This window comes from Flavonifractor sp. An82 (assembly GCF_002159265.1).
GTDB lineage: Bacteria > Bacillota > Clostridia > Oscillospirales > Oscillospiraceae > Flavonifractor.
The window spans coordinates 160,281-186,544 of the sequence record NZ_NFHG01000004.1; the positions used below are offsets into that span (position 1 = coordinate 160,281).

Annotated in this window: 27 protein-coding genes and 1 pseudogene; 20 read left to right on the forward strand and 8 right to left on the reverse strand. The window is 63.1% G+C overall.

Annotated elements, in window-relative coordinates; genetic code table 11:
- Window positions 1–27 precede the first annotated feature (27 nt).
- The 3 genes from B5G34_RS06885 to B5G34_RS06895 all read right to left on the reverse strand — a co-directional run bounded on the left by B5G34_RS06885 (window position 28) and on the right by B5G34_RS06895 (window position 4,110).
- The gene (locus B5G34_RS06885) at window positions 28–1,392 is read right to left on the reverse strand and encodes a short-chain fatty acid transporter (RefSeq protein ID WP_087335527.1); all 1,365 of its coding nucleotides are present in this window, start codon (window positions 1,390–1,392) and stop codon (window positions 28–30) included.
- Window positions 1,393–1,699: 307 nt separating this feature from the next.
- A complete protein-coding gene (asnA, locus tag B5G34_RS06890) occupies window positions 1,700–2,713 on the reverse strand; it encodes an aspartate--ammonia ligase (protein ID WP_087335529.1) in 1,014 nt (337 codons plus the stop codon).
- A gap of 77 nt (window positions 2,714–2,790) precedes the next feature.
- Window positions 2,791–4,110, reverse strand: a complete 1,320-nt coding sequence (locus tag B5G34_RS06895; RefSeq protein ID WP_087335617.1) for an MATE family efflux transporter — start codon at window positions 4,108–4,110, stop codon at window positions 2,791–2,793.
- A 166-nt stretch (window positions 4,111–4,276) separates the two neighbouring features.
- Here B5G34_RS06895 and B5G34_RS06900 point away from each other — a divergent pair, with 166 nt between their 5' ends.
- Complete coding sequence (locus B5G34_RS06900) at window positions 4,277–5,485, forward strand: NADP-dependent isocitrate dehydrogenase (protein ID WP_087335531.1); 1,209 nt, start codon at window positions 4,277–4,279, stop codon at window positions 5,483–5,485.
- 248 nt (window positions 5,486–5,733) lie between these two features.
- Here B5G34_RS06900 and B5G34_RS06910 read toward each other — a convergent pair whose 3' ends face one another.
- The 4 genes and pseudogenes from B5G34_RS06910 to B5G34_RS19380 all read right to left on the reverse strand — a co-directional run bounded on the left by B5G34_RS06910 (window position 5,734) and on the right by B5G34_RS19380 (window position 8,003).
- Window positions 5,734–6,318, reverse strand: coding sequence for a dipicolinate synthase subunit B (locus tag B5G34_RS06910; protein WP_087335535.1), 585 nt, complete (start codon window positions 6,316–6,318; stop codon window positions 5,734–5,736).
- A 2-nt stretch (window positions 6,319–6,320) separates the two neighbouring features.
- Window positions 6,321–6,473, reverse strand: a pseudogene (locus B5G34_RS18415) (dipicolinate synthase); the annotation flags it as partial.
- A complete protein-coding gene (locus B5G34_RS06915) occupies window positions 6,448–7,899 on the reverse strand; it encodes a recombinase family protein (protein ID WP_087335537.1) in 1,452 nt (483 codons plus the stop codon). The gene B5G34_RS06915 and the pseudogene B5G34_RS18415, both read right to left, overlap by 26 nt.
- Window positions 7,881–8,003 carry a hypothetical protein gene (locus B5G34_RS19380; RefSeq protein WP_275532290.1) on the reverse strand — a complete coding sequence of 41 codons (123 nt, stop codon included), beginning with the start codon at window positions 8,001–8,003 and terminating at the stop codon, window positions 7,881–7,883. The genes B5G34_RS06915 and B5G34_RS19380 overlap by 19 nt, the downstream gene beginning before the upstream one ends.
- A 180-nt stretch (window positions 8,004–8,183) precedes the next feature.
- Here B5G34_RS19380 and thiS point away from each other — a divergent pair, with 180 nt between their 5' ends.
- Genes thiS through B5G34_RS06940 form a run of 5 tightly spaced genes read left to right on the forward strand, consistent with a single transcriptional unit; the run spans window position 8,184 to window position 11,590 of the window.
- Window positions 8,184–8,381 (forward strand): sulfur carrier protein ThiS, encoded by a 198-nt coding sequence (gene thiS, locus B5G34_RS06920; protein ID WP_087335539.1) that lies wholly within the window; start codon window positions 8,184–8,186, stop codon window positions 8,379–8,381.
- A gap of 2 nt (window positions 8,382–8,383) precedes the next feature.
- Window positions 8,384–9,013, forward strand: coding sequence for a sulfur carrier protein ThiS adenylyltransferase ThiF (gene thiF, locus B5G34_RS06925; protein ID WP_343286557.1), 630 nt, complete (start codon window positions 8,384–8,386; stop codon window positions 9,011–9,013).
- Between the two features lie 26 nt (window positions 9,014–9,039).
- The gene (locus tag B5G34_RS06930) at window positions 9,040–9,804 is read left to right on the forward strand and encodes a thiazole synthase (RefSeq protein ID WP_087335543.1); all 765 of its coding nucleotides are present in this window, start codon (window positions 9,040–9,042) and stop codon (window positions 9,802–9,804) included.
- Window positions 9,805–9,819: 15 nt separating this feature from the next.
- A complete protein-coding gene (thiH, locus tag B5G34_RS06935; RefSeq protein WP_204245917.1) occupies window positions 9,820–11,007 on the forward strand; it encodes a 2-iminoacetate synthase ThiH in 1,188 nt (395 codons plus the stop codon).
- Entirely contained in the window at window positions 10,994–11,590 is a 597-nt protein-coding gene (locus tag B5G34_RS06940; protein WP_242956902.1) for a thiamine phosphate synthase, read from the forward strand. Before thiH ends, B5G34_RS06940 begins: the two co-directional genes overlap by 14 nt.
- Here the strand turns inward: B5G34_RS06940 and B5G34_RS06945 are convergent.
- The gene (locus B5G34_RS06945; protein ID WP_087335546.1) at window positions 11,532–12,341 is read right to left on the reverse strand and encodes a dipicolinate synthase subunit DpsA; all 810 of its coding nucleotides are present in this window, start codon (window positions 12,339–12,341) and stop codon (window positions 11,532–11,534) included. The genes B5G34_RS06940 and B5G34_RS06945 overlap by 59 nt on opposite strands.
- Before the next feature lie 132 nt (window positions 12,342–12,473).
- Here B5G34_RS06945 and B5G34_RS06950 point away from each other — a divergent pair, with 132 nt between their 5' ends.
- From B5G34_RS06950 to rplW, 14 genes are all read left to right on the forward strand, one after another.
- Window positions 12,474–13,844 (forward strand): MATE family efflux transporter, encoded by a 1,371-nt coding sequence (locus B5G34_RS06950; RefSeq protein ID WP_087335547.1) that lies wholly within the window; start codon window positions 12,474–12,476, stop codon window positions 13,842–13,844.
- Between the two features lie 372 nt (window positions 13,845–14,216).
- Entirely contained in the window at window positions 14,217–15,236 is a 1,020-nt protein-coding gene (gene aroF / locus B5G34_RS06955) for a 3-deoxy-7-phosphoheptulonate synthase (RefSeq protein ID WP_087335549.1), read from the forward strand.
- Between the two features lie 55 nt (window positions 15,237–15,291).
- Complete coding sequence (gene aroB / locus B5G34_RS06960; protein ID WP_087335551.1) at window positions 15,292–16,356, forward strand: 3-dehydroquinate synthase; 1,065 nt, start codon at window positions 15,292–15,294, stop codon at window positions 16,354–16,356.
- The gene (gene aroA, locus B5G34_RS06965) at window positions 16,353–17,582 is read left to right on the forward strand and encodes a 3-phosphoshikimate 1-carboxyvinyltransferase (RefSeq protein ID WP_087335552.1); all 1,230 of its coding nucleotides are present in this window, start codon (window positions 16,353–16,355) and stop codon (window positions 17,580–17,582) included. The genes aroB and aroA overlap by 4 nt, the downstream gene beginning before the upstream one ends.
- Complete coding sequence (gene aroC, locus B5G34_RS06970) at window positions 17,579–18,613, forward strand: chorismate synthase (RefSeq protein ID WP_343286558.1); 1,035 nt, start codon at window positions 17,579–17,581, stop codon at window positions 18,611–18,613. The genes aroA and aroC overlap by 4 nt, the downstream gene beginning before the upstream one ends.
- A gap of 79 nt (window positions 18,614–18,692) precedes the next feature.
- Window positions 18,693–19,856, forward strand: coding sequence for a bifunctional chorismate mutase/prephenate dehydratase (locus tag B5G34_RS06975; protein WP_087335556.1), 1,164 nt, complete (start codon window positions 18,693–18,695; stop codon window positions 19,854–19,856).
- Window positions 19,853–20,359 carry a shikimate kinase gene (locus B5G34_RS06980; RefSeq protein ID WP_087335559.1) on the forward strand — a complete coding sequence of 169 codons (507 nt, stop codon included), beginning with the start codon at window positions 19,853–19,855 and terminating at the stop codon, window positions 20,357–20,359. Before B5G34_RS06975 ends, B5G34_RS06980 begins: the two co-directional genes overlap by 4 nt.
- Window positions 20,356–20,811 carry a type II 3-dehydroquinate dehydratase gene (gene aroQ, locus B5G34_RS06985; protein WP_087335561.1) on the forward strand — a complete coding sequence of 152 codons (456 nt, stop codon included), beginning with the start codon at window positions 20,356–20,358 and terminating at the stop codon, window positions 20,809–20,811. The genes B5G34_RS06980 and aroQ overlap by 4 nt, the downstream gene beginning before the upstream one ends.
- A gap of 13 nt (window positions 20,812–20,824) precedes the next feature.
- On the forward strand, window positions 20,825–22,222 hold the full coding sequence (gene aroE, locus B5G34_RS06990; protein ID WP_087335563.1) for a shikimate dehydrogenase: 1,398 nt from the start codon (window positions 20,825–20,827) through the stop codon (window positions 22,220–22,222).
- Window positions 22,223–22,366: 144 nt separating this feature from the next.
- A complete protein-coding gene (locus B5G34_RS06995) occupies window positions 22,367–23,815 on the forward strand; it encodes a hypothetical protein (RefSeq protein ID WP_140397214.1) in 1,449 nt (482 codons plus the stop codon).
- A 328-nt stretch (window positions 23,816–24,143) separates the two neighbouring features.
- On the forward strand, window positions 24,144–24,458 hold the full coding sequence (rpsJ, locus tag B5G34_RS07000; protein ID WP_006573401.1) for a 30S ribosomal protein S10: 315 nt from the start codon (window positions 24,144–24,146) through the stop codon (window positions 24,456–24,458).
- Window positions 24,459–24,589: 131 nt separating this feature from the next.
- Window positions 24,590–25,315 (forward strand): 50S ribosomal protein L3, encoded by a 726-nt coding sequence (rplC, locus tag B5G34_RS07005; protein WP_087335567.1) that lies wholly within the window; start codon window positions 24,590–24,592, stop codon window positions 25,313–25,315.
- Window positions 25,316–25,332: 17 nt separating this feature from the next.
- Window positions 25,333–25,953, forward strand: a complete 621-nt coding sequence (gene rplD, locus B5G34_RS07010; protein ID WP_087335569.1) for a 50S ribosomal protein L4 — start codon at window positions 25,333–25,335, stop codon at window positions 25,951–25,953.
- Window positions 25,953–26,252 carry a 50S ribosomal protein L23 gene (rplW, locus tag B5G34_RS07015; protein WP_087187783.1) on the forward strand — a complete coding sequence of 100 codons (300 nt, stop codon included), beginning with the start codon at window positions 25,953–25,955 and terminating at the stop codon, window positions 26,250–26,252. The genes rplD and rplW overlap by 1 nt, the downstream gene beginning before the upstream one ends.
- The last annotated feature ends 12 nt before the right edge of the window (window positions 26,253–26,264 follow it).

A 26,264-nucleotide genomic window follows, 5' to 3' on the forward strand; every position in this document is an offset into this window, starting at 1 on the left:
GTTGGTGGGATCATTCTGCGGAGTTGTTTAGAAGAACATACCCCACAGCAGGAAGCCGCCGCAGGCCACCACTCCGGTAAAGATGGTGACAATCACCAGATAACCCATAATGTTGCGGGCGGACAGGCCGGCGATACCCAGGGCAGGCAGGGCCCAGAAGGGCTGGATCATGTTGGTCCACTGGTCGCCCCAGGCAATAGCCATGGCGGCGCGGCCATACTCGATGCCCATCTCGGTAGCGGCGGGCATGACGATGGGAGCCTGAACGGCCCACTGACCGCCGCCGGAGGGCACGAAGAAGTTGATGATACCGGCGGACAGGAAGGTGAGCACCGGGAAGGTGACGTCGTTGGAGATGTTGGTGAAGAAGTTGGCGATGATGCCGGCCAGAGACACACCGGTGTCGGGGTTGGTGGCCACCATCAGGCCCATGATGCCGGCATAGAAGGGGAACTGGAGCAGAATACCAGCAGCGCCGGCAGCGGCGTCGCCGATGGCGTCAACATACTTGCGAAGGTCGCCGTGGAGCAGGATGCCCAGGAACAGGAAGATCATGTTGACGATGTTCAGGTCCAGGTTAAAGCCCTTCTGCACAAAGTAGTACACGATGTAGACGAAGCCCAGCACCAGGGTGATGACCCACAGGATGCGGCTGTGCTCGATCTTGTCGGCGGGGGTCTCAACCTTGTACTCCCGCTCCTTCTCGTCCACCAGCAGGGCGGGATCCACCACGATGGTGTGATCCTTGTCGGGATGCATGGCGTAGTTGACGAAGGGCATCAGCACCAGGATCACACCCACCATCAGCAGGTTCATGGGATGGAAGATGGTGGCGGAGGTGGGGGCGTAGTACACCACGTCCAGAATGGTGGTGCCGCCCTCGGCGCCGATCTGCAGGGGGATGGAGCCGGACAGGCCGGCGTGCCAGATCACGAAGCCGGAATAAGCGGCGGCGATCAGCAGGGGATAGTCCACGTCCTTCACGCGCTTGGCAACCTCACGGGCCAGCAGAGCGCCGGCGATGAGGCCGAAGCCCCAGTTCAGCCAGCAGCAGATGGTGGACACGAAGGTGGTGATCAGGATGGCGGAGCGCTTGTTGTGGGCCAGGGAAGCGATGGCGCCCAGAGCCCGCTTACACACATTGGCGGAAGCCATGGCGGAGCCAAGCACCAGCACCAGAGCCATCTGCATGGCGAAAGCCAGCAGGCTCCAGAAGCCGTCCTTGGTAGCGCCCTTGCCGCCCCAGGCCCAGACCAGTTCCAGGGGGCCCTGCTGGGTGCCGGCCATGGCGGCGATAAAGACCACGATGGTCAGGATGATGGCGAACAGGAAGGGATCGGGCAGCCAGCGGTTGACGACTCGAACACACCCGTTCGTGAACTTTTTGAACATACGATTTCCTCCTCACTCTCTCACTTTCACACAGGGACACACATGATCTCACCAAACACACTGGCATTATAGTAAGTACCCCCTGTCATGTCAACAGGGACCGGCCAGTTTAGTGGAAAATGACGAAAAAGAAAAGTGGGCCATATAAAGTTAAAATAAAAAAGAAAACGCCCTATCAGGACAAAAAATACCGGCCTGTATCAAACAGACCGGTATTTAGGCGGAAGTGTCTGGAAGATGATAAAATAGGGCTGTAAAAAGTGACGAAAACCAGCGCAGGACAACAGTTTACTGAACTGTAAGATAATTACAGCAAAATAACACCCGCGTCCCGGCAGGCGGTGAGGGTCTGTTCGTCCCACACGCTGGCCTGGACCTCGCCGATGTGGGCTTTGCCCAGGAGCAGCATGCACAGCCGGGACTGGCCGATGCCGCCGCCGATGGTCAGGGGCAGCTTGCCCTCCAGCAGCATCTTGTGGAAGGGCAGCTCCCGGCGGCTGTCGCAGCCGGCGATGGTGAGCTGACGGTCCATGGCGGCGGGGTCCACCCGGATGCCCATGGAGGACACCTCAAAGGCCCGCTCCAGCACAGGGTTCCACAGCAGAATGTCACCGTTCAGATTCCAGTCGTCGTAGTCGGGGGCCCGGCCGTCGTGGGGCTTTCCCGACTTGAGGGCGCCGCCGATCCCCATGAGGAAGGTGGTGGGGTGCTCTTTTACCCAGGCGTCCTCCCGCTCCTTGGGGGACAGGTCGGGCCAGCAATCCTCCAGCTCCTGGGTGGTGACAAAGGACACCTCGGTGTTCAGGGGGGGCAGAGCAGTGAGCTGGGGAAACACCGAGCGCAGGGTGGACTGGGTCTCCGCCATGGCCTTGACGATGGTGGTGACGGTGGCCTTCAGGTAGTCCACGGTCCGGTCCCGGGGGGCGATGACGCGCTCCCAGTCCCACTGGTCCACATAGACCGAGTGAAGGTTGTCCAGCTCCTCATCCCGGCGGATGGCGTTCATGTCGGTGTATAAACCTTCGCCTACGGAGAACTGGTAGCGGTACAGGGCCATGCGCTTCCACTTGGCCAGGGAATGGACCACCTGGGCGTCCCGGCCGGCGTCGGGGATGTCGAAGGAGACGGCCCGCTCCACGCCGTTCAGGTCGTCGTTGAGACCGGTGGAGGCCTCCACGAACAGGGGGGCGGACACCCGGCGCAGGTGAAGGGCGCCGCCCAGAGTGTCCTCAAACAGGCGCTTTAAAAGGCCGATGGCCTTCTGGGTATCATAGAGATTCAGACAGGGGGCGTACCCCTGGGGAATGACGGTTTGCAGCATGACGCAGCACTCCTTACTTTCAACAGATGGATACAATGTAACACATTATACAGGAAAAGTGCCCGGTGCACAACCCCTCAGCGGTGCTCCAGCCACAGCTTTTGCCGGGCGCGGAGCACGAAGAACAGGATGCGCACGATCCAGTCCCCCACCATGGCGATCCACACGCCGATGACCCCAAGGCCGAAGTGGACGCCCAGAATGTAGCTGCACCCCAGCCGCACGATGATCATGGAGCAGATGGAGATGACCATGGGCACCTTCACGTCGCCGGTGGCCCGCAGGGCGTTGGGCATGGTAAAGGCCATGGGCCAGAACAGCATGGCGCAGCCGTTGTGGATGAAGATGAGGACGGTGGCGTACCATTGCGTCTCAGGGGTCAGGCTGTACAGGCTGAGGATCAGGGGCAGGCCCAGCAGCAGGGCCCCGTTGAGCACCCAGGTGAAGAGATAGGTCAGCTTTACCAGCTTGACAGTGTAGGACCGGACCTGATCCCAGGCCTCCGCCCCCACGCACTGACCCACCACGGTGATGAGGGCCAACCCCATGGCGGTGCCGGGGATGACGCCGAAGTTGTCGATGTTGTTGGCCACCGCGTTGGCGGCGGTCTGGGCGGTGCCGAAGGTGGAGATGAGGCTCACCAGCAGTACCCGGCCCAGCTGGAAGAAGCAGTTCTCCAGCCCGTTGGGAATGCCGATGCGCAGGATGCGGCCCATCATGGACGGATCGAACCGGAAACGGAGCAGGCCTGATACCCGCACCGGGTTGCGGCGGCTGTGGAGGAGCACCAGCATGATGCCGGCGGCCACCATGCGGGAGAACAGGGAAGACAGTGCCACGCCGTCCACTCCCCGGTGGAAGCCAAAGACAAAGATGGCGTTGCCCACCACGTTCTGGCCGTTCATCCAGGCGGAGACATACATGGAGGCCTTGGAGTTGCCCATGGAGCGCAGCAGGGCGGCGCAGCCGTTGTACAGGGCGATGAAGGGATAGGACAGGGCGGAAATGATGAAGTAGGTCACCGCACCCTCCATCACCGCCGGCTCCACTTGGCCGAAGAGCAGCCCCAGCAGGGGGCGGCACAGAACCAGGGACAGGGCCATGATGATGAGGGCGGCGGCCAGAACGATGTACATCAGCTGGTTGGCGGCCTTATTGGCACGGTCCAGGTGCTCGGCGCCGATGGACTGGGCGCACACCACCGCTCCGCCGGTGGCCAGGGCGGAAAAGACGTTGATGATGAGCACGTTGATCAGATCCACCAGGGCCACGCTGGACACGGCGGCCTCACCGGCGGAGGAGACCATCATGATGTCGGCCATGCCCACCATGACGGCCAGAAACTGCTCGATGATCAGGGGAATGATCAGTTTTTTCAGAGCTTGCTTGTGAAACACGGGGGTTCCTCTCTTTTTCTTTGCATATTTAAAAAGTATACTCCCCTTGGTGTCCGGGCCGCAATGGGCAAAACCCACAGGATTGACCCCCATGTGCTGCTTGCCTTTTCGCTGGAATGGAGGTATAATTTTCTCCGAAATTGCAGAAAAACGCAAGGAGGAGACCATGGAAAAGATTCAGATGACCACCCCCCTGGTGGAGATGGACGGCGACGAGATGACCCGGGTGCTGTGGCAGCAGATCAAGGACGAGCTGCTCCTGCCCTTCATCGACCTGAAGACCGAGTACTACGACCTGGGCCTGCCCCATCGGGAGGAAACCGGGGATCAGGTGACCGTGGACTCCGCCGAGGCCACCAAGAAGTACGGCGTGGCGGTCAAGTGCGCCACCATCACCCCCAACGCCCAGCGTGTGGAGGAGTATAAGCTCTCCCAGATGTGGAAGTCCCCCAACGGCACCATCCGTGCTATCCTGGACGGTACCGTGTTCCGTGCCCCCATCATGGTCAAGGGCATCTCCCCGGTGGTGAAGACCTGGAAAGAGCCTATCACCATCGCCCGTCACGCCTACGGCGACGTGTACAAGTCCACCGAGTACCGGGTGCCCGGTCCCGGCAAGGCCGAACTGGTGTTTACAGACGCCGACGGCAAGGAGCAGTTCCGCCAGACCGTCTATGACTTCGAGTGCGGCGGCGTGCTCCAGGGCCAGTACAACAAGGACAGCTCCATCCGCTCCTTTGCCCACGCCTGCTTCCAGTATGCCATTTCCACCAAGCAGGACCTGTGGTTTGCCACCAAGGACACCATCTCCAAGAAGTACGACCACACTTTCAAGGACATTTTTCAGGAGATCTTTGATGAGCAGTACAAGGCCAAGTTCGACGAGCTGGGCATCGAGTACTTCTACACCCTCATCGACGACGCTGTGGCCCGCGTGGTCCGCTCCCAGGGCGGCTTTATCTGGGCCTGCAAGAACTACGACGGCGACGTGATGAGCGACATGGTGTCCACCGCCTTCGGCTCCCTGGCCATGATGACCTCCGTGCTGGTCAGCCCCGACGGCAAGTACGAGTACGAGGCCGCCCACGGCACCGTCACCCGCCACTACTACAAGTACCTGAAGGGAGAGGAGACCTCCACCAACCCGGTGGCCACCCTCTTTGCCTGGTCGGGCGCCCTGCGCAAGCGGGGCGAGCTGGACGGCAACGCCGACCTGATGGCCTTTGCCGACAAGCTGGAGAAGGCCACCATCGACACCATCGAGGGCGGCGTCATGACCAAGGACCTGGTGGGTCTGTGGGAGGGCGAGACTCCCGCCCAGGGCGTCAACTCCCTGGACTTCCTCAAGGCCATCCGTGCCAAGCTGGAAGCCTAACGGCATCAAAAAAGTGGCAAAGCCACTTTTTTGAGAAGGATGCAGTCCGCCGCGCGCAGGATCTGTCCGCTTGAGCGGGCAGATCCCACACTTGCGGCCTGAGAAGTGTTTTCAGCCACGCACATGTCGCGGCTGAAAACGACTTGGATTCTCTTCGCGCCTGCGGGCGCGAACTCTGCGAGGCTTTCCTGCCGGGAAACCTTGAAATATAAAAAAGCCTGCCGCATTGCGGCAGGCTTTTTTTGCCCTCAGGCGGGGCTGCCCAGCAGCAGGGGCTGAAGCTGGCGGCCCTCCAGAGCGGCGGCGATGGCGTCGGGCACCAGGGAGAAGTCGGCCACCAGGGAAGTGGGCTTGCCCTGGGGATCATCCTGCCGGAAGGGGACGAAATAGACGTGTTTCTTGTCCAGCAGGGTGCCGATATTTTTGGCCGAGGCGGCCAGAGCGTCGTTGGTGGCGGGGCAGATCACCAGAGGCCGGCCGTTGCGCAGATGGGCCTTGGCTGCCAGGGTAACGGTGGAGTCGGTGACGCCGTTTGCCAGCTTTGCCAGGGTGTTGCCGGTACAGGGGCAGATCACCAGCACATCCAGCAGCTTTTTGGGGCCGATGGGCTCCGCCTTCACCAGAGAGTCGATCACCCGCTTGTCGCAGATGCGCTCCATCTCCCGCATGAACTCATGGGCCGGGCCGAACCGGGTGTCGTTGGCGGCGGAGGCCTCCGACACGATGGGGGTCACGTCTCCGAACCGGGCCTTCACCTGCTCCAGAGCGGTCATTGCCATGCTGTACGTACAAAAGGACCCGCAAAAGGCGAATCCAACCTTCACTTGTTCCATGCTCACACTCCCATTTCCCGCAGTATGTTGTAAATGGTGGTCTGGATGCACCGGCCCGCCGTCACCGGCGCCACCTTGCCGGGCAGGGACAGGGCCCAGATGACCTTGACCCCCAGCCGGGCAGCCGCCTCAAAGTCCACCCCGGCTGGTGTGGCAAAGGTGCGGGTCCCGGAAGCGGAAGGTGAGGGTGAGTGCGCCGTCTGCCCCGATCTCCACCCGCTCCACCAGGGTGAGCAGGGCGGGGCGGGACAGCAGATCGGGCAGGGAAGCGGGTGGAGCGGGGAAAGTGGTCAGGGCGGCCAGCCGCCCCTCCACCTGCCGGACGGCGGCCCGGTGGGCCTCCAGCAGGGCGGGAAATTCCTCCGGCTCCAGCAGTCCCGCCGCCCGGTCCCGGTACAGGTCGGCCCCGGCCTGGCGGAGGAGCCGCAGCTCTCCCTCCAGCTCACGGCGGGCCTTGGCGTTTTCTGTGGGGGGAGCGGGGGCAGGGAGGACCACACCGGCGGTCAGCCGGTCCAACTCCTGTTTGAGGGAGGAGAGTATCTTATCCTCGGCCATCCGGTGGGAGGTACAGCCGCCGCCGGTCCGGGCGCGGCGGCACACCAGATAGAGCCGCTTCCCCTCCTTTACATAGGCCATGGGGGAGTGGCAGTCCCCACAGAAGGCCAGCCCGGTGAGCCGGTGGGGCGGGCCGCCCTTTGGGGTATAGCTCCGTACCGCCAGCAGGGCCTGGACCCGGTCAAAGTCGTCCTGGGACACCAGGGGCGGGTGGGTGTTGGGCACCACGGTCCACTGGTCCGGCCCGTGGTACCGGCGGCGGTCCACCTTGTAGCCCGCCTTCTCCGAGCGGTTTTGGGTGAGATGTCCGGCGTAGGTGGGATTGGTGAGCACCCGGCGCACCATGGTGTCACTCCACACTCCCGGCGGTCCACCCTTGCACTGGGCGGGGGTGGGCACCCCCGCCGCTGTCAAAGCCCGGGCGGTACCCCGCACCGAGGTGCGGGCCAGATAGGTGGAAAAGACCGCCTGGGCCACCCAGGCGGTGGCCGGGTCAGAGAGGAGGTGTCCCTTGCGGTCCGGGTCCTTCCGGTAGCCCAGGGGCGGGGAGGCGCCGATGAACAGCCCGCCCCTCCGCCGGGTGTCCAGAGCGGCTCGCACCTTGCGGGAGATGTCGGCGGTGTAGAAGTCGTTGGCCGCCGCCAGGAAGGGCAGGGCGATGGAACTCTGTCCGGCGGCGGTGTCGAAGCCCTCGGCGGCGGCCACATAGCGCACGCCGTGGGCGGGGAAGTAGCACTGGTAGTAGTACACCGTTCCCGCCTGGTCCCGGCCCAGCCTGGACAGGTCCTTGGTGAGCACCAGGTCGATGCGCCCCCCTTCAATGTCGGCCAGCAGGGCCTGAAAGCCGGGGCGGCGAAAGTTGGTGCCCGTCCAGCCGTCGTCCTGGTAGATCTGTTCCACCGTCCAGCCCCGGCCTGCGGCGTAGTTCAGCAGGTAGGAGCGCTGGTTCTCAATGCTCATGGACTCCCCCGCCCCCTCGTCCTCCCGGGAGAGACGGAGGTAGAGCCCTACCCGCGGCCCGCCCATGGCGGCTCCTTCCTCCTGGGTCCCGCCGCCAGGGAGGCCAGCAGCTCCTCCAGGGTGGGGCCCTCCCGGGGAAACTGACAGATCACATGGGTCGGTTCCTGCATAAGCACCCTCCTTTCTCCACCAGATTTACGGCGGCGGCGGAAAATTATGCCTTGACAAGGAAAAGAAGGGATGCTATCGTATTGCTCAGAGTGAAGCCAAAAAGGCGTCGCGAAGGGGTACACCACCGCGGGTGTAGTTCTTCGTGGCGCCTTTTTTTGCTGTGCAAAAGGAGGGAAACCATGCTGCAAGTCAACGGAGAGACCATGGACAGGAGCGGGCTGAACACGGTGCAGGACCTGCTGGACAAACAGGGCTGGAAGGCCGACCGGGTGGCGGTAGAGCACAACGGCGCCATTCTGAAACGGGATGACTTTTCCACAACCGTCCTGTCCGATGGGGATAAATTGGAGGTAGTCCGGTTCGTGGGGGGTGGATGACCATGGACCGGGAGGCACTGGAACAGGCTCTTATTGCCCGCCATGGGGCGGAAAACCAGAAGAAGTTTGCTGCCGCTTCCGTGGGCATCGCGGGCCTTGGGGGCCTGGGCTCCCACATCGCCGTTTACCTGGCCCGGCTGGGGGTGGGGCGGCTGGTGCTGGCCGACTTCGACCGGGTGGATGTGACCAACCTGAACCGGCAGCACTATTTTATCCACCACCTGGGGCAATACAAGACCGAGGCCCTGGCGGAGCAGCTGAGGCAGATCAATCCCTGGTTGGACTATGAGCTTCACACCTGCCGGGTAAGTGCGGACAATGCCTGCGCCCTGTTTCAGGGGTGTCAGGTGGTGTGCGAGGCCTTTGATCAGGCCGACCAGAAGGCCATGCTGGTTCAGGGCATCCTCACCGGCCTGCCCAATACTCTGCTGGTGGCGGGCTCCGGCATGGCGGGAAGCGGCTCGCCCAACGCCATCCGCACCCAAAAGGCCATGAGCCGCCTCTACCTATGCGGCGACGGGGAGAGCGACATCGACCAGGGCCAGGGGCTGATGGCCCCCCGGGTGGCGGTGTGCGCGGCCCATCAGGCCGCCATGGTCATGCGGCTGCTGCTGGGACAGACAGAGCCGTAACACAAAAAAGAAAGGAACGAAACACAATGGCAGACGAACTGATTTTGGGCGGACACGCCTTTACCTCCCGATTCATTCTTGGCTCGGGCAAATACTCTCTGGATCTGATCCGGGCGGCGGTGGAGCACGCCGGGGCCCAGATCATTACCCTGGCCCTCCGCCGGGCCAACTCGGACACCGACAGCATTCTGGACCACATCCCGGAGGGGGTCACCCTGCTGCCCAACACCTCCGGCGCCCGCAATGCCGACGAGGCGGTGCGCATCGCCCGGTTGGCCCGGGCCTGCGGCTGCGGTGACTTTGTAAAGATCGAGATCATGCGGGACAGCAAGTACCTGCTGCCCGACAACTACGAGACCATCAAGGCCACCGAGATCCTGGCCAAGGAGGGCTTCGTGGTCATGCCCTACATGTACCCCGACCTGAACGTAGCTCGGGATATGGTGAACGCCGGCGCCGCCTGCGTCATGCCCCTGGGCGCTCCCATCGGCTCCAACAAGGGCCTGGCCACCCGGGAGTTTATCCGTATCCTCATCGATGAGATCAGTCTGCCCATCATCGTGGACGCCGGCATTGGCCGCCCCTCCCAGGCCTGCGAGGCCATGGAGATGGGGGCCGCGGCGGTGATGGCCAACACCGCCATTGCCACCGCCGGGGACATTACTGCCATGGCCGGGGCCTTCAAGTCCGCCATTGAGGCGGGCCGGGCGGCCTATCTGGCGGGCCTGGGCCGGGTGCTGGACCACGGGGCGGCGGCATCCTCCCCCCTCACCGGATTTCTGGCGGACTGAGAGGAGGAATTGAGCATGGATCAGCCTATGGAAGGCATTACCGTGGTGGAGGTCAAGAACAAGATTGACCACATGACCTATCTGCCCGGCATGGAGCAGATCGACCCCTCTGTGCGGCAGCAGGTGACCGCCGCCCGGGCGGGCTACGATGAGACGGCCTATACCGCCAAGGACGTGCGAGCCGCCCTGGATGCCGACGTGCGCACCCCGGAGCACTTTGCCGCCCTGCTGTCCCCGGCGGCAGAGCCCTTTCTGGAGGAGATGGCCCAAAAGGCCCGGATGGAAAAGCGGCGCTATTTCGGGGATAATGTCTACCTCTTTACCCCTATCTATATCTCCAACTACTGTGAGAACTACTGCATCTACTGCGGCTTCAACTTCCACAACAAGATCCGCCGGGCCAAGCTGGACCTGGCGGGCATTGAGGAAGAGATGGCGGCCATCGCCAAGACCGGGCTGGAGGAAATTCTCATCCTCACCGGCGAAAGCCGCAAGATGAGCGACGTGCAGTACATCGGCGAGGCCTGCAAGATCGCCCGAAAATACTTCAAGATGGTGGGCATTGAGGTCTATCCCATGAACTCCGATGAGTACGCCTACCTGCACCAGTGCGGGGTGGACTACGTCACCGTGTTCCAGGAGACCTACGACGATACCCGGTATGAACAGCTCCACCTGTCGGGCCACAAGCGGATCTTCCCCTACCGGCTGGAGGCCCAGGAGCGGGCCCTTATGGGCGGCATGCGGGGGGTAGCCTTTGCCGCCCTGCTGGGGCTGGACGACTTCCGGAAGGACGCCTTCGCTACCGGCATCCACGCCTGGCTCCTCCAGCGCAAGTATCCCCACGCCGAGATCTCCTTCTCCTGCCCCCGGCTGCGGCCCATTGTCAACAACGACAAGATCAATCCCAAGGACGTCCACGAGCGGCAGCTGCTCCAGGTCATGTGCGCCTACCGTTTGTTCATGCCTTTTGCCGGCATGACCATCTCCACCCGGGAGCGGGCAGGCTTCCGGGACCGGGTCATCGACATCGCCGCCACCAAGATCTCCGCCGGAGTATCCACCGGCATCGGCGGTCACAGCGGTGAAGAGGAGGGCGACGACCAGTTTGAGATCGCCGACGGCCGCACGGTGGACCAGGTGGCCCAGGCCATCCGGGACCAGGGCCTCCAGCCGGTGATGAACGACTATGTCTATGTTTGAGTTGGTGTGCGTCACCCACCGGGGGCTGTGTACCGACGATCTGCCCCGACGGGTAGGGAAGCTGTGCCGGGGTGGCGTCAGCCGGGTCATTTTGAGGGAAAAGGATCTGACCGAGGCGGAATATGAGGCCCTGGCCCGGCGGGTATTGGCTGCCGGGGGCGACAAGGTGGTGCTCCACCACTTTCCCCAGGTGTGCCAAAGACTGGGCGTGCCCCGGCTCCACCTGTCCCTAAAGGAGCTGGAGGCCTGTCCCCAGCTCCGGGACCGGGTGGAGCTGCTGGGCGTGTCCGTCCACGCTCCGGAAGAAGCGGTGCGGGCCCAGGCTCTGGGGGCGGACTACGTCACCGCCGGGCATGTCTTTGATACAGATTGCAAAAAGGGTCTGCCCGGCCGGGGACTGGACTTCCTGCGGGCAGTGTGCGGTTCGGTGGACATTCCGGTGTACGCCATCGGGGGCATCGGGCCGGACAATCTGGCCGACGTGGCCCGGACCGGGGCGGCTGGCGCCTGCCTCATGAGCGGCCTTATGACCTGCCCCAATCCGGCAGAGACGGTACAGGAGCTGCGGGAAAAACTGCCCTGACCTTTGCCACACCAGCCCCCCCTGGCTTGGAGGCCAGGTCGATGACCAGGCAGCCTGGCTTCAGGTCGCTCAGCTCGGTGAGGCCCAGCACCGGGGCGGGGACGGTGTTGACCACCAGGTCGTAGCCGCACAGCCAGCCCGCCAGGTGGTCGGTCTGCTCTCCGCAGTAGCCGCAGCTCTCCGCCCAGGCCAGGTCGGACCACTTGCGGGCGGCCACGCTCACTCTGGCCCCCAGACCGGCCAGCCGCCGGGCCAGGGCCTTGCCGATGCGGCCAAAGCCGATGACCAGCACCCGGGCCCCGTGGAGGGTGATGGGCAGCTCCTCCAGAGCGATCTGGATGGCCCCCTCGGCGGTGGGCACCGCATTGGCCACCGCAAGCTCCTCCCGGGCAAAGTAATCCTGCAGGACTAGGCCCCGCTCCGCCGCCAGGGCGGTGAGGACCGGACCCGCCATGCCCGCGCACACCAGCTGGCCGGGGCGCAGGGGGGCCAGCAGCTCCGCCAGCTGCCGGGGGCGATGGGACAGGGGGGCATGGAGCAGCCCGCCCTCCTCCTCCGACGGCAGAGGCAGGATCACGCAGTCGGCCAGCTCCGCGCCGGCCGTGTCCTCTTCCATATGGACCCCGGTCAGAGAGCCGTGGCCCTCCAGGGCCCAGGTATGTACCGTGTGGCCGTCGGCTGCCAGCAGCTGGGCCAGTTCGGCCTGCCGCAGGTCGCCCCCCGCCACCCACAGGTTCAATTCATGTCTCATGGCGCGTGCCCTCCGTTCCCAGTGACTGCTCCATCCTATTCCGCCCGCCGGGAAGGGTGACTGGCCGCCTTGACTTTTCCGCTCCGTAGGCTAATAATAAAAAGATATCAGAGAGAGCGGAGATGGAACCCAATGAATCACAATGAGCAGAATCGGCTGACCGAGGGCAGCGTCCCCAGAAAGATGCTGGCCTTTGCTCTGCCCATCTTTTTGAGCAACCTGTTTCAGCAGATGTACAACGCCGTGGACTCCCTCATCGTGGGCAACTTTATCGGCAGGGCCGCCTTGGCGGCGGTGAGCTCCTCCAGCAGCATGATTTTGCTGATGGTGGGCTTTATCAACGGCGTGTCTCTGGGCGCGGGGGTGCTTATCGCCCGATATTACGGGGCGGAGGACGACGACAATATGGAACGGGCCATCCACACCACCGTTGCTCTGGGCCTGACGGCAGGCGTGATATTGACGGTGGTAGGGGTGATCTTGACTCCCCAGATTTTGAAGTGGATCGGCACTCCCGCCGATGTGATCCAGAACTCCATCCTCTATTTCCGGATCTACTTCTGCGGCTCCTCCGCCGTGGTGCTCTACAACATGGGGGCCAGCATCCTCCAGTCGGTGGGTGACAGCCGCAGCCCCATGAAGTACCTGATCGCCGCCTCCCTCACCAACGTGGTGCTGGACCTGCTCTTCGTGGCGGTGTTCCACATGGGCGTGGGCAGTGCCGCCCTGGCCACCATCCTCAGCCAGTGTCTGGCCGCCTTCCTGGCCTTCCGTAAGCTGACCCTCACCAAGGCGGGCTACCGGGTGAACTGGCGTCGGGTGCGCTTTGAGGGCCCCACCTTCAAGCAGATCATCACCCTGGGTATCCCCTCCGGCGTGCAGAGCTCGGTGGTATCCCTGGCCAACGTCATCGTTCAGGCCAACATCAACGCCTTTGAGTCAGCGGCCATGGCGGGCTGCGGCGCCTACAGCCGCATTGAGGGCTTTGCCTTCCTGCCGGTGACCTGCTTTGCCCTGGCCCTGTCTACCTTTGTGAGCCAGAACGTGGGCGCCCGGAAGTTTGACCGGGTGCGGGCGGGCATGAAGTTCGGCCTGCTGTGCAGCCCCCTGCTGGCGGAGGCCATCGGTGTGGTCATCTTCATCGCCTCTCCGCTGCTGGTGGCCGCCTTCAACAGCGAACCGGAGGTGGTGGCTTTCGGCACCAATTATGCCCGCACGGTGTCCCTGTTCTACTGCCTGCTGGCCTTCTCCCACTGCTGTGCCGGCATCCTGCGGGGCATGGGACGGCCCATTGTGCCCATGGCCATCATGCTGGCGGTGTGGTGCGCCCTGCGTATCACCTACATTACCATCACGGTGAGCATCATCCCGGATATCCGGGTGGTGTACTGGGCCTATCCCCTGACCTGGTCCATCAGCTCGGTGCTCTTCGCCCTCTGCCTGCGGCAGCTGCTGCACCACATGCCGGAGGGGGAGTCCCAGAACGGACATATCCACATCTGAGTACAGCGCCCCGGCGGGAAACCACCCCGCCGGGGCATTCTGTTATGGATAAAATTGCAGGGCAAAAGAGGAAGAATGGGACGCATTTGTACAGAATTGCGGTTGCAATCCGGGGCCGGAGGGGGTATAATGACTGCAACCTGGAAAAGTGAGGCGCGCAAGTATGTCCAAACGTTCCCTCACAACTGCATCCTTCCTGTTTTCCTATGGCTGGGCTCGATTTATGAGCGCCGGCTTTTTTGGCATGGGGAAATAAGAGGATGGAGTGAATGGGTGGGTCCATAGGACCTGATTACACCTTGTATGTATGACAGGGCGCTCATTGATTTCATCAATGGGCGCCCATTTTGTATTTGAAAGGAAGCGAGCATCATGGTAGTTGTTATGAAGCCCGGTACCCGCCAGGCGGATATTGACCAGCTGGTCGGCAAGCTGAAGGAGCAGGGCCTGGAGGTGGGCATCACCAACGGTGTGGGCTGCACCATTCTGGGCCTGGTGGGCGACACCACCGCCGTGGATATGGACAAGATCTCCATCAATCCCAACGTGGAGCGGGTCATGCGGGTGCAGGAGCCCTACAAGAAGGCCAACCGCAAGTTCCACCCCGAGGATACCGTGGTCACCGTGGGCAATGCCAAGATCGGCGGCGGCAACTTCTCCGTCATCGCCGGCCCCTGCTCGGTGGAGAGCGAGGCGCAGATCTGCGCCGTGGCCGAGGACGTGAAGCGCTCCGGCGCGGCCTTGCTGCGGGGCGGCGCCTTCAAGCCCCGCACCTCCCCCTATTCCTTCCAGGGCATGGGCACCGCCGGGCTGGACCTGCTGATGGAGGCCCGGGCCAAGACCGGCCTGCCCATCGTCACCGAGATCATGGACCCCCGGATGGCCGACCTCTTCGAGCGGGAGGTGGACGTGGTCCAGGTGGGCGCCCGCAACATGCAGAACTTCGAGCTGCTCAAAGAGGTGGGCAAGATGAGCAAGCCCATCCTGCTCAAGCGGGGTCTGTCCAACACCTATGAGGAGTGGATCATGTCCGCCGAGTACATCATGGCCTCGGGCAATGAGAACGTGATCCTGTGCGAGCGGGGCGTGCGTACCTTTGAGACCTACACCCGCAACACCCTGGATGTGTCCGCCATCCCCGCCATCAAGCAGATGAGCCACCTGCCCATCATCGTGGACCCCTCCCACGCCGCCGGTATGTACTGGATGGTGGAGCCTCTGGCTCTGGCCGCCGTGGCGGCGGGCGCCGACGGCCTCATCATCGAGGTCCACAACGATCCCGCCCACGCCAAGTGTGACGGTCAGCAGTCCCTGACGCCCCAGAAGTTCGACGCCCTTATGCACAAGGTGGGGGCTCTGGTTGACCTGGTGGAGAAGAAGTTGGTAAAATAATTTAAGAAGCACACAGTATGACACCCCACGATGCTGTGGAAAGGATGGGACAGCCATGAAGACCCTCACCGTCGCCCTGCCGGGGCGGGAGTATGATATTATGATTGAACGGGGCCTGCTGGACAAGGCGGGCGAACTGTGCAGGGCTGCTCTGCCCGGAGCCAGCCGCCTTTTTGTGGTCACCGACAGCAACGTGGCCCCCCTCTATCTGGCCCGGCTGGAGGACAGCCTTACTGCCGCCGGCTTCCGCACCGCCTGCTATACCATTCCCGCCGGGGAGGCCTCCAAGTGTGCCGGTCAGCTGGCCGCCCTGTGGGAGGCCATGATGGAGGCGGGTCTCACCCGCACCGACGCCGTGGTGGCCCTGGGCGGAGGCGTGGTGGGGGATCTGGCGGGCTTTGCCGCCGCTACCATCCTGCGGGGGGTGGACTTTGTTCAGATCCCCACCACCCTGCTCTCCCAGGTGGACTCCTCCGTGGGGGGCAAGGTGGCCATCGACCTCCGGGCGGGCAAGAATCTGGCCGGGGCCTTCTGGCAGCCCAGGCTGGTGATCATGGACCCGGACACCCTGGACACCCTGTCTGACGCCACCTTTGCCGACGGCATGGCGGAGGTCATCAAGTACGGCTGTATTCTGGATCAGACCTTCTTCGATTTCCTGGCTGCCCGGCCCGGCCGGGGGGAGATCATGGCGGAAATCGAACACGTTTTGTATACCTGCTGCAATTTAAAACGGATGGTTGTGGAAGAGGACGAGCGGGACACAGGGGAACGGATGCTCCTCAACTTCGGCCACACCCTGGGCCACGCCTATGAGAAGGCGGGCAACTATGAGAAATGGACCCACGGTCAGGCGGTGGCCGCCGGTATGGTGCAGGCCGCAAAGCTGGGGGAGACGCTGGGCATTTCCCCGGCGGGGACGGCGGAGCGCATCGCCGCCCTGCTCACTCCCCTGGGCCTGCCGGTGGACATTCCCTGCACCCATGAGGAGTACGCCGCCGCTATCGGCCTGGACAAGAAGGGGGCGGGGGCGGATATCAGTGTGATCCTGCTGGAGCAGATGGGCCATGCCATCCCCCATAAAATGCCCAAAGCCGCGCTGCTGGAGGAACTGAAATGAATGTGACCATTACGCCCACCCTGCTGGCGGGGGCGGTGACTCCGCCCCCCTCCAAGAGCCAGGCCCACCGGCTCATCATCGCCGCCGCCCTGTCCGACGGCTTCTGCAAGCTGTCCAACGTGGACCTGTCGGAGGATATCCAGGCCACCCTGCGGTGTATGCGCACCCTGGACGCCGATGCCTCCGCCGACGGCACCATCATCCGGGGGGCTGACCTGGTGGACGGCCACGAGGAGCCCGCCCCTGAGGTGATGGACTGCGGGGAGAGCGGCTCCACCCTCCGATTCCTCATTCCGGTGGCGTTGGCCCTCAAGGGAGGCGGAAAGTTCACCGGCCACGGACGGCTGATGGAGCGGCCCCAGGAACCCTATTTCGCCCTCTTCCGGGAGAAGGGTATCTTCTATGAGCAGAAGGACGGGGTGCTGACGGTACGGGGCAAGCTGACCCCCGGCGATTACACCCTGCCGGGCAACGTCTCCTCCCAGTTCATCACCGGCCTGCTGTACGCCCTGCCTCTGCTGGAGGGGGACAGCCGGATCCTGCTCACCACTGACCTGGAGAGCCGGGGCTATGTGGACATGACGCTGGATGCTCTGGAGCAGTTTGGGGTGAAGGCGGAGTACGATGGAGGGCGCACCTTCCATGTGCCGGGAAATCAGTACTACCAGCACCGGGATCTGGCCATTGAGGCCGACTGGTCCAACGCCGCCTTCTGGTACGGGGCGGCCAGCCTGGGCTGCCAGGTGGACATACAGGGGCTCAACGCCTATTCCGTCCAGGGGGATATGCGTATCGTACCCTATTACATGAAATTGCAGGGGGAGGGGCCGGTGGACCTGGATGTGAGCCAGTGCCCCGATCTGGTGCCCCCGTTGGCCGCCATGGCCGCCCTGCGGGCGGGGGAGACCACCCGTATCGTCAATGCCGGGCGGCTGCGCATCAAGGAGAGCGACCGGCTGGCCACGGTGACTCAGGTGCTCAACGCCCTGGGAGCCCAGGTGGAGGAGCATGAGGACCATCTGGTGATCCACGGGCGGGAGAAGCTGGCGGGGGGCGTCACCGTCTCCGGCCATAACGACCACCGTATCGCCATGATGGCAGCCATCGCCGCCATCCGGTGCGAGGGGCCGGTGACCATCACCGGTGCGGAGTGCGTCAAGAAGTCCTATCCCCGGTTCTGGGAGGATTACCGCAGATTGGGAGGAAAACTGACATGCGACATATGATCTTCGGGGAATCCCACGGCCCCGCTATCGGCGTGGTGGTGGAGGGGGTGCCAGCCGGACTGGAGCTGGATCTGGAACAGGTGCAGAAGGAGCTGGACCGGCGGAAGCCGGGCCAGGACCCCACCGCCACCGCCCGAAAGGAGAGCGACCGGGTGGAGGTGCTCTCCGGGGTGTTTGAGGGCAAGACCACCGGGGCTCCCCTGGCCATGGTGATCCGCAACTCCGACCAGCATTCCAAGGACTACGAATCCATCCGGTATACCCCCCGGCCCAGCCACGGGGATTATGCCGGATTCATCAAGAGCAAGGGCTGCCTGGACTATCGGGGGGGCGGCCACTTCTCCGGACGGCTCACCGCGCCCCTGGTGGCGGCGGGGGCGGTGGCCAAGCAGGTGCTGGCCGGTCATGGCGTGAAGGTGGGAGCCCACATCAGCTCCATCTACGGCATCTGCGACGCTGCCCTGGAGGACTCGGAGGACCTGGAGGCCGTGGCCGCCAAGTCCTTCCCGGTGCTGGACGACGGCAAGGGGGCGGAGATGCGCCAGGCCATTCTGGAGGCCAAGGAGGAGGGGGACAGTGTGGGGGGAGCCATTGAGTGCGCCGTCACCGGCCTGCCCGCCGGGCTGGGGTCCCCGGACTTCGGCTGCAACGTGGAGGGCATCTTCTCCCAGTATCTCTTCGCCGTGCCTGCGGTGAAGGGCATTGAGTTCGGCGCCGGTGTGGCCTTCTCCCTCATGCGGGGCAGCGAGGCCAACGATCCCTTTGCAGTAAAGGACGGCAAGGTGGTCACCAAAACCAACCACGCCGGCGGCGTCAACGGCGGCATCACCAACGGCATGCCGGTGACCTTTGAGGTTACCATCCGGCCCACCCCATCCATCTCCCTGCCCCAGGAGAGCGTGGATCTGCGCACCGGGGAAGAGGTGGAGATGGAGATCAAGGGTCGTCACGATCCCTGTATCGTGCCCCGGGCCGTGCCGGTGATCGAAGCGGCGGCGGCTCTGGCGGCCTGCCAAGTGCTGGGGATTTGAGATGTGCGGGCCGATGAGGGCATCGGCCCCTACGTAGGGGCGGGTGCCCACACCCGCCCGCAAAAAGGAGCGAGAGAACATGACCGAATTGGAGCAATATCGGCAGGAGATCGACCGTATCGACGGGGAGTTGGTACAGCTCTTTTTGCAGCGGATGGCCGTCACCGGCAAGGTGGGGGAATACAAGCAGCGGGAGGGCATCCCGGTGCTGGACGCCAGTCGGGAGAAGCAGGTCATCGCCGCCAAGACTGCCCTCACCGACGACCCCGCCCGCAAGGCGGATCTGGCCGCCCTCTATGAGAGCATCATGGCCATCTCCCGCCGGCAGCAGCGCCATCTGGTGAAGGAGGGGGCGGAGGACCCGGGTTATGCCGCCTATCTGGCCGATGTGGCCAAGGCCCGTCAGCCGGTAGTCCATCCCCGGGTGGCCTACCAGGGAGAGCCGGGGTGCTACAGCGAGGAGGCCACCGCCGGCTACTTCGGCCCCGACGTAAACAGTGTGGGCAAGCCCTGGTTCAACGACGTGTTTGCAGCCCTGGAGAGCGGCGAGGTGGACTATGCCGTGCTGCCGGTGGAGAACTCCTCCACCGGATCCATCCGTCAGGTATACGATCTGATGGCCCAGTACCATTATTATATTGTAGGGGAGTGGCAGGTGCCGGTGGAGCACTGCCTGGCCGCCCTGCCCGGTGTGGAACTTTCTCAGATCAAAACCGTCTACTCCCATGAGCAGGGTCTGATGCAGAGCGAGAAGTACCTGGATGCCCACCGGGACTGGAAGCGGGTACCCACCCTGGACACCGCCGGTTCTGCCAAGCTGGTGGCCGGGAAGGGGGACCTGACCGCTGCCGCCATCTGCTCCGAGCGGGCTGCCAAACTGTACGGCCTGAATATCCTGGCCGAGCGGGTCAACCACAACACCATGAACCATACCCGATTTGCGGTGGTGTCCCCGGTGCCCGAGCTGCGGCCCGACCGCAACAAAATCAGCGCTGTGTTCCGCCTGCCCCACCAGAGCGGCTCTCTCCACGAGATCCTCACCATCTTCGCCGTTCAGGGCCTCAACCTGCTGAAGATCGAGTCCCGGCCCATTCCCGGCCGGGGATTTGAGTACCTCTTCTTCCTGGACTTTACCGGCGACCTCACCGCTCCCGGCATGGACGGCGTGCTCCACGAGCTGAGCCAGCTGGCCACCGAGGTACGCATTCTGGGCAACTATAAGGCCTGGGAGGAGCGGACATGAAGAAAAATATCGTCCTCATCGGGATGCCGGGATGCGGCAAGTCCGCCGTAGGCAGATGCCTGTCCCAGCTGCTGAAGATGCCCCTGGTGGATACCGACCAGATGGTGGAAGAGACGGCGGGGCACACCATCCCGGAGCTCTTTGCTCAGGAGGGGGAGGGGGCCTTCCGGGACCGGGAGACTGCCGCCGCCCGCACCGCCGCCGCCCTGGAGGGTACCATCATTGCCACCGGCGGGGGAATGATACTTCGGCCGGAAAATATGGAGGCGCTGGGACGCACCGGGATCATTTTCTTCCGGGACCGGGCGCTGGAGGCCATCATCGGCGAGGACCATTCAGGCCGTCCGTTGGTGGGCAGTCAGCCGGATAAGCTGCGCAAACTCTATGCTGAGCGGATAGAACTCTATCGAAAATACGCTCAGTATACCATTTCCAACACCGACACCGCTGAGGCGGCGGCGGAACAGATCGCAGACCTCTACCGCAAGGAGGAGCAGAAATGAAATTCCTCATTATCAACGGGCCCAACCTGAACCTGCTGGGCAAGCGGGAGCCGGGCATTTATGGGGAGAATACCTATGAGAGCCTGTGTAAGCGGCTGGAGGACTTTGCTGCTGCCCACGGCTCTACTGCGGATTGCTTCCAGTCCAACCACGAGGGGGCCATCATCGACGCCATCCACGGCGCCGACGGAGTGTACCACGCCATCGTCATGAACCCGGGGGCCTACACCCACTACAGCTACGCCATTCTGGACGCCCTCAAGGCGGTGGATGTGCCCTGCATTGAGGTGCACATCTCCAATGTCCACCAGCGGGAGGAGTTCCGACACAAGAGCGTTACCGCCCCCGCCTGCGTGGGCCAGATCTGCGGCCTGGGGCTGTACGGCTATGAGGCGGCCATGGGTTACTTTCTCTCGAGAGAGAACGTGACCAAAGAGAGCTTCCACAAATAAGCAAGGAGAAATTATGAAACATCCTTCCGTTCCCCTGCCCCGCATTGGTATGCGGGTCATTAAGACTGCTGTGGCGGTAATGGTGTCCTACGCCCTGTTCCTTCCCTTCGGGCTTACCTACCGGGAGGAGCTGGGGGGCGTGCTGGGCCAGATGGGGCCCCTGTATGCCTGTATCGCCTGCATCATCTGCACCCAGAGCACCCTGGGCCAGACCTTCTATCAGGGCATATCCCGTCTCATCGGCGTACTGGTGGGGGGCGCTTTAGGTACCGCCACCCTGCTGCTGGGGCCTGCGCTGGAGCATTTCTGGCTCAAAACCATTGTTCTGGGCATGGTGTGTGTGGCGGGGGTGTGGCTCTGCCTGCTCATCAAGCGGCCCGCCGCCTGCGGCATGGCATGCATCCTGCCCTGCGTGATCCTCATCACCGGAGTAACTGGGGTCACCCGGTACTACTATGCCGTGGCCCGGATCATTGAGACCATTGTGGGACTGCTGGTGGCTCTGGCGGTCAACGCCGCCCTGCCTGACCACCGGCCGGAATCTCAACGGGGAGATGTGGATATGAAGGTAGAAGTGAACAACACCACCCGCAAGCTGTGTGTCATCGGTGATCCGGTAGGGCACTCCAAGTCTCCCCTGATCCAGAACACCATGATCAAGGCTCTGGGGCTGGACTATGTCTATCTCTGTCAGCCGGTGCCCCGGGGGCAGTGCAGGCGGTGGCTGGACTGCGCCAAGTTTGCGGGCTACGCCGGATTCAACGCCACCATGCCCCACAAGGAGGAACTGGTGCCCCTGATGGACGAGCTGGACGAGGACGCCCGGCTCATCGGCGCGGTGAACACCGTGTGCATCCGGAACGGCAAGGCCTGGGGCTACAACACCGATGGGGAGGGCTTCCTCCGCTCCCTGGCTGACGAGGGCATTGATCCGGCGGGCAAGCGGGTAATGGTGCTGGGCGCCGGCGGGGCCTCCAAGGCGGTATGTCTCAAGTTGGCTCGGGCCGGGGCGGAGGTGGTTGTGTGCAACCGCACCCTGGACAAGGCCCAGGCCATCTGTGACCACGACCCGGAGCACCTGCGTCCGGCGGGCTTTACAGATGAGGAACTGGCCCGGGAGGCGGCGGAGTGCGATCTGCTGGTCAACTGCACCTCCCTGGGTATGGAGGGGGCAAGCGGACAGTTTGCCGACTTCTCCTTCCTGGACAGCCTGAAAAAGGGTGCGCCGGTGGTGGATCTGATCTACGCCCCCGCAGAGACCGAGCTGCTGCATCAGGCCAGAAAACGGGGCCACAGGACCGCAAACGGGCTGGGCCTGCTGGTCAACCAGGCGGTGCTCTCTCTGGAGCACTTTACCGGCACGGACATCGACGCCGCCGACATGAAAAAGCGGATCGCGGATGTCCTTTGAGCAAAAGCGTATAGAGGAAGGCACCGGTGTCCACAATGGACACGGTGCCTTCGCTGTTATTTGACCAAATGGGAAAAACAGGCCGGACCATCCGGGAACTTGCAGGCAAGGAAAAACCAGACGACAGGAAAGGAGATCTGCCATATGACAGAACGGTTGACAGGTGCTGCAACCATATTGACCCGCATCATGCTGGCGCTGGCCCTGGCTCTGCTGGGCGCCGCTCTGCTGCTGGGCGCCCGGCAGAACGGGGAGACCGCCAAGGCCTTCGGCCTGGCGGTGCTGGCCGCGGCGGTGCTGTGGAAGGGGCTGCCCTGGCTGTCCCGGCGGCTGGCGGTGCTGGGAGCTGTCAGAGTGTGGATCATCCTTACCGCGCTCTGCCTGGTGCTGAAGGGAGCCTGGGTGGTACTGGTCCGGGTGCCCCTGTCGGGGGATTACGCCACCTTCTGGGGATATGCCAACTGGCTGGCCAAGCTGCCGGTGCTGAACAACGGGCAATACATGGCGCTGTTCCCCCATATCTTTGGCTATTCCTCCTTCCTCAGCTGGTTCATTCGCATGTTTGGCAGCGGGGAGCTGCTGGCCCAGTGGCTGAATGTGGCGCTTACCGCCCTGTCAGGCAGCTTTCTTTTTCTGCTGGCCAAGCGGTGGTGGGGACTGGCCGCCGGTGCCTCCGCCTATCTGCTGTGGATCATTTGCCCCTCCCAGACCATCTATAACAGCCTGGTGCTGTCGGAGCCCCTGTATACTGCCATGCTGCTGGGCGTTCTGCTGCTGCTGACCCGATGGGAGGACGGAGGGAAGCGCCCCATCCTACTTGGAGCGGCGGCCGGGCTGCTGCTGCGGTGGTTCAACGGGGTGCGGCCCATCGCTCTGGTGGTGGTGATCGCCCTTTTGATCTGGCGCTTTCTGTTAAAGCCCGAGGGACTGGTGGGTCGGGAGGGGCGGCGGCTCTGGCTGCCTGCCCTGGCCGTATTGCTGATCGTCTATCTGCTCACCGGGCCCCTGTGGCAGGCCCATCTGACCCGGCGCATTGGAGAGGAGCCTGCTACCACCCCGGGATACAGCGTGCTGGTGGGCTTCAACGCGCAGTACAGCGGCCAGTGGAACCAGGAGGACAGCGATCTGCTCTTCTCCTTCCGGAATGAGCCTGGGGCCACCGCCCAGCAGGCCCAGGAGAGGGCTATGGAGGCGGCCAAGGAGCGGATCGCCTCTGGAGAGATCTCCTTTTTTCATCTGATGAAGGAGAAGGTGCGGGTCTTTCTGGGGGCGGACAGCGCCTGTGTGGGCTATGCCAGTACGGTGCTGCGGCACATAGATCTGCTTTCTCTGGCCTGCAACAGCTTCTATTATGCGGCCATCCTGCTGGCGGCCGGGGGACTGATCCGTCTATGGCGCCAGCGTAGCCGCTCCCTGGTGCTGCTGCTTCCTCTGTATGTGCTGGGGCTCACCTCGGCGCAGATGCTGGTGGAAGTGGCGGGGCGGTACCACTATTCCGTGATTCCCATGCTGTTGCTGCTGGGACAGGCGGCTCTGTTCCCGCCTGTCCCAAAAGAGACAAAAAATTTTCAAAAAAATCAGGAAAAGCCTTGACAGGTCATGGGTTTTAGAGTATCATAATCAAGCGCCTGTTTGGGGCGCAGTCTGCGATGATGCGGGAGATTGCTCAGCAATGAGGTAACTTCCGCGGAGTATGTCCGAGCTAGAATCGGGCGGCTGAGGGATCTGTACACGGCGTATATCGCCATGTATGGGTAAAACCGGCCTGCTTGTGCCGGTTTTCTTCATGTCACGGAGTGATACGCACGGAAACGTGTACTGAAATCCCTCACCGTACGAAGCGAGGAAAGACACCGCGCTTTAGCCCCGTGGACCCGGCGAGAGCGCACCACTTCGTATGTTTAAGGAGGAACTAATCACCATGGCAGCTCAGAAAGAAATGATCCGCATCCGTCTGAAGGCCTATGATCATCAGCTCATCGACCAGAGCGCTGAGAAGATCGTTGAGACCGCCAAGCGCACCGGCGCTTCCGTGTCCGGCCCCATCCCCCTGCCCACCAAGAAGGAAGTCGTCACCATCCTGCGCGCCGTCCATAAGTACAAGGACTCCCGCGAGCAGTTCGAGCGCCGCACTCACAAGCGCCTGATCGACATCCTCAAGCCCTCTCCCAAGACCGTCGAGGCCCTGATGAGCCTGGAGCTCCCCGCCGGTGTGGAGATCGAGATCAAGCTGTAAGAGACAGCGATCCATTCCTTTGTTAGTACCGCAGTCCGCCGCGTTTTGAGGCGGACGGGTCAAGTTGGCCGAGCAATACCAGCCCAACGGGTAACTCGCCCAACCAATAACCTTATTAAGGAGGAAAACACATGGAAAAGGCCATTATCGGCAAGAAGGTCGGCATGACGCAGATCTTCGACGAAGCCGGCAAGGTCATCCCGGTCACCGTCATCGAGGCGGGCCCCTGCACCGTGGTGCAGAAGAAGACCGAGGAGAAGGACGGCTACAACGCTGTTCAGCTGGGCTACGGCGACGTAGCCGAGAAGAAGCTCACCAAGCCTGAGCTGGGTCACCTGAAGAAGGCCGGTGAGGCCCGCAAGAGCACCCTGAAGGAGTTCAAGCTGGCCAACTGCGACGCCCTCAACGTGGGCGACGAGGTCAAGGTTGACGTGTTCGCCGAGGGCGACCGCGTGGACGTGACCGGCATCAGCAAGGGCCACGGCTACCAGGGCGTCATCAAGCGTCACGGCGCTGCCCGCCTGAAGGAATCCCACGGTACCGGCCCTGTGCATCGTCACGCTGGCTCCATGGGCTCCAGCACCGATCCCTCCCGTATCTTCAAGGGCAAGATCGGCGCCGGTCAGATGGGTAACGAGCAGGTCACTGTTCTGAACCTGGACGTCATCAAGGTCGACACCGAGCTGGGCATCATCGCTGTCCGCGGCGCCATCCCCGGCCCCAAGGGCGGCATCGTGTACCTGCGCAACTCCGTGATCAACGTCAAGGAGAAGGGCGCCGCTGCCGGCATCTCCAACAACCCGCAGAAGGCTTCCGCCCGCGTCAATCCCCAGAAGGCTTCCGCCCGTAACAAGTAAGAAAGGAGAGAACTCAAATGCCTAAGGCAATTCTTGTGAACATGGCCGGCAATCAGGTCGGCGAAGTGGAGCTCTCCGAAGCTGTGTTCGGGATCGAGCCCAATCAGACCGTTGTCCACGAGGTGGTCAAGAACCACCTGGCCAACTGCCGTCAGGGCACCCAGTCCGCTCTGACCCGCGCCGAGGTTTCCGGCGGCGGCATCAAGCCCTGGCGCCAGAAGGGCACCGGCCGTGCCCGTCAGGGTTCCACCCGCGCTCCCCAGTGGACTCACGGTGGTATCGTCTTTGCTCCCAAGCCCCGCGACTACAGCTACGTGCTGAACAAGAAGGTCAAGCGTCTGGCTCTGAAGTCCGCTCTGTCCGCCAAGGCCGCCTCCGGCGACATCGTGGTCGTGGACAGCCTGACCATGGACGCCATCAAGACCAAGACCATGCAGGGCTTCCTGAGCACCGTGGGCGCCAAGAAGGCCGTCATCGTGACCCCCGAGGTCAACGAGACTGTCATCAAGTCCGCCCGCAACATCCCCGGCGTGGTGACCACCACCGCCAAGATCCTCAGCGTGTACGACATCGTGAACGCTGGCAAGTTTATCGTAGATAAGGCCGCCCTGGCCGTCATCGAGGAGGTGTTTGCGTAATGGCTACCACCGCTTATGATATCATCAAGCGCCCCATCATCACCGAGCAGTCCATGGCCGAGACCGAGGCTAAGAAGTACACCTTCGAGGTGGCCAAGAGCGCGAACAAGATCGAGATCGCCAAGGCCGTCGAGGAGATCTTCGGCGTGAAGGTCGCTAAGGTCAACACCCTGAACATGCAGGGCAAGGCCAAGCGCACCGGCCGCTTCCCCGCTGGCCGCCGCGCCAACTGGAAGAAGGCTATGGTTACCCTGACCGAGGACTCCAAGACCATCGAGTTCTTCGAGGGCATGGTGTAAGGAGGATAAGGA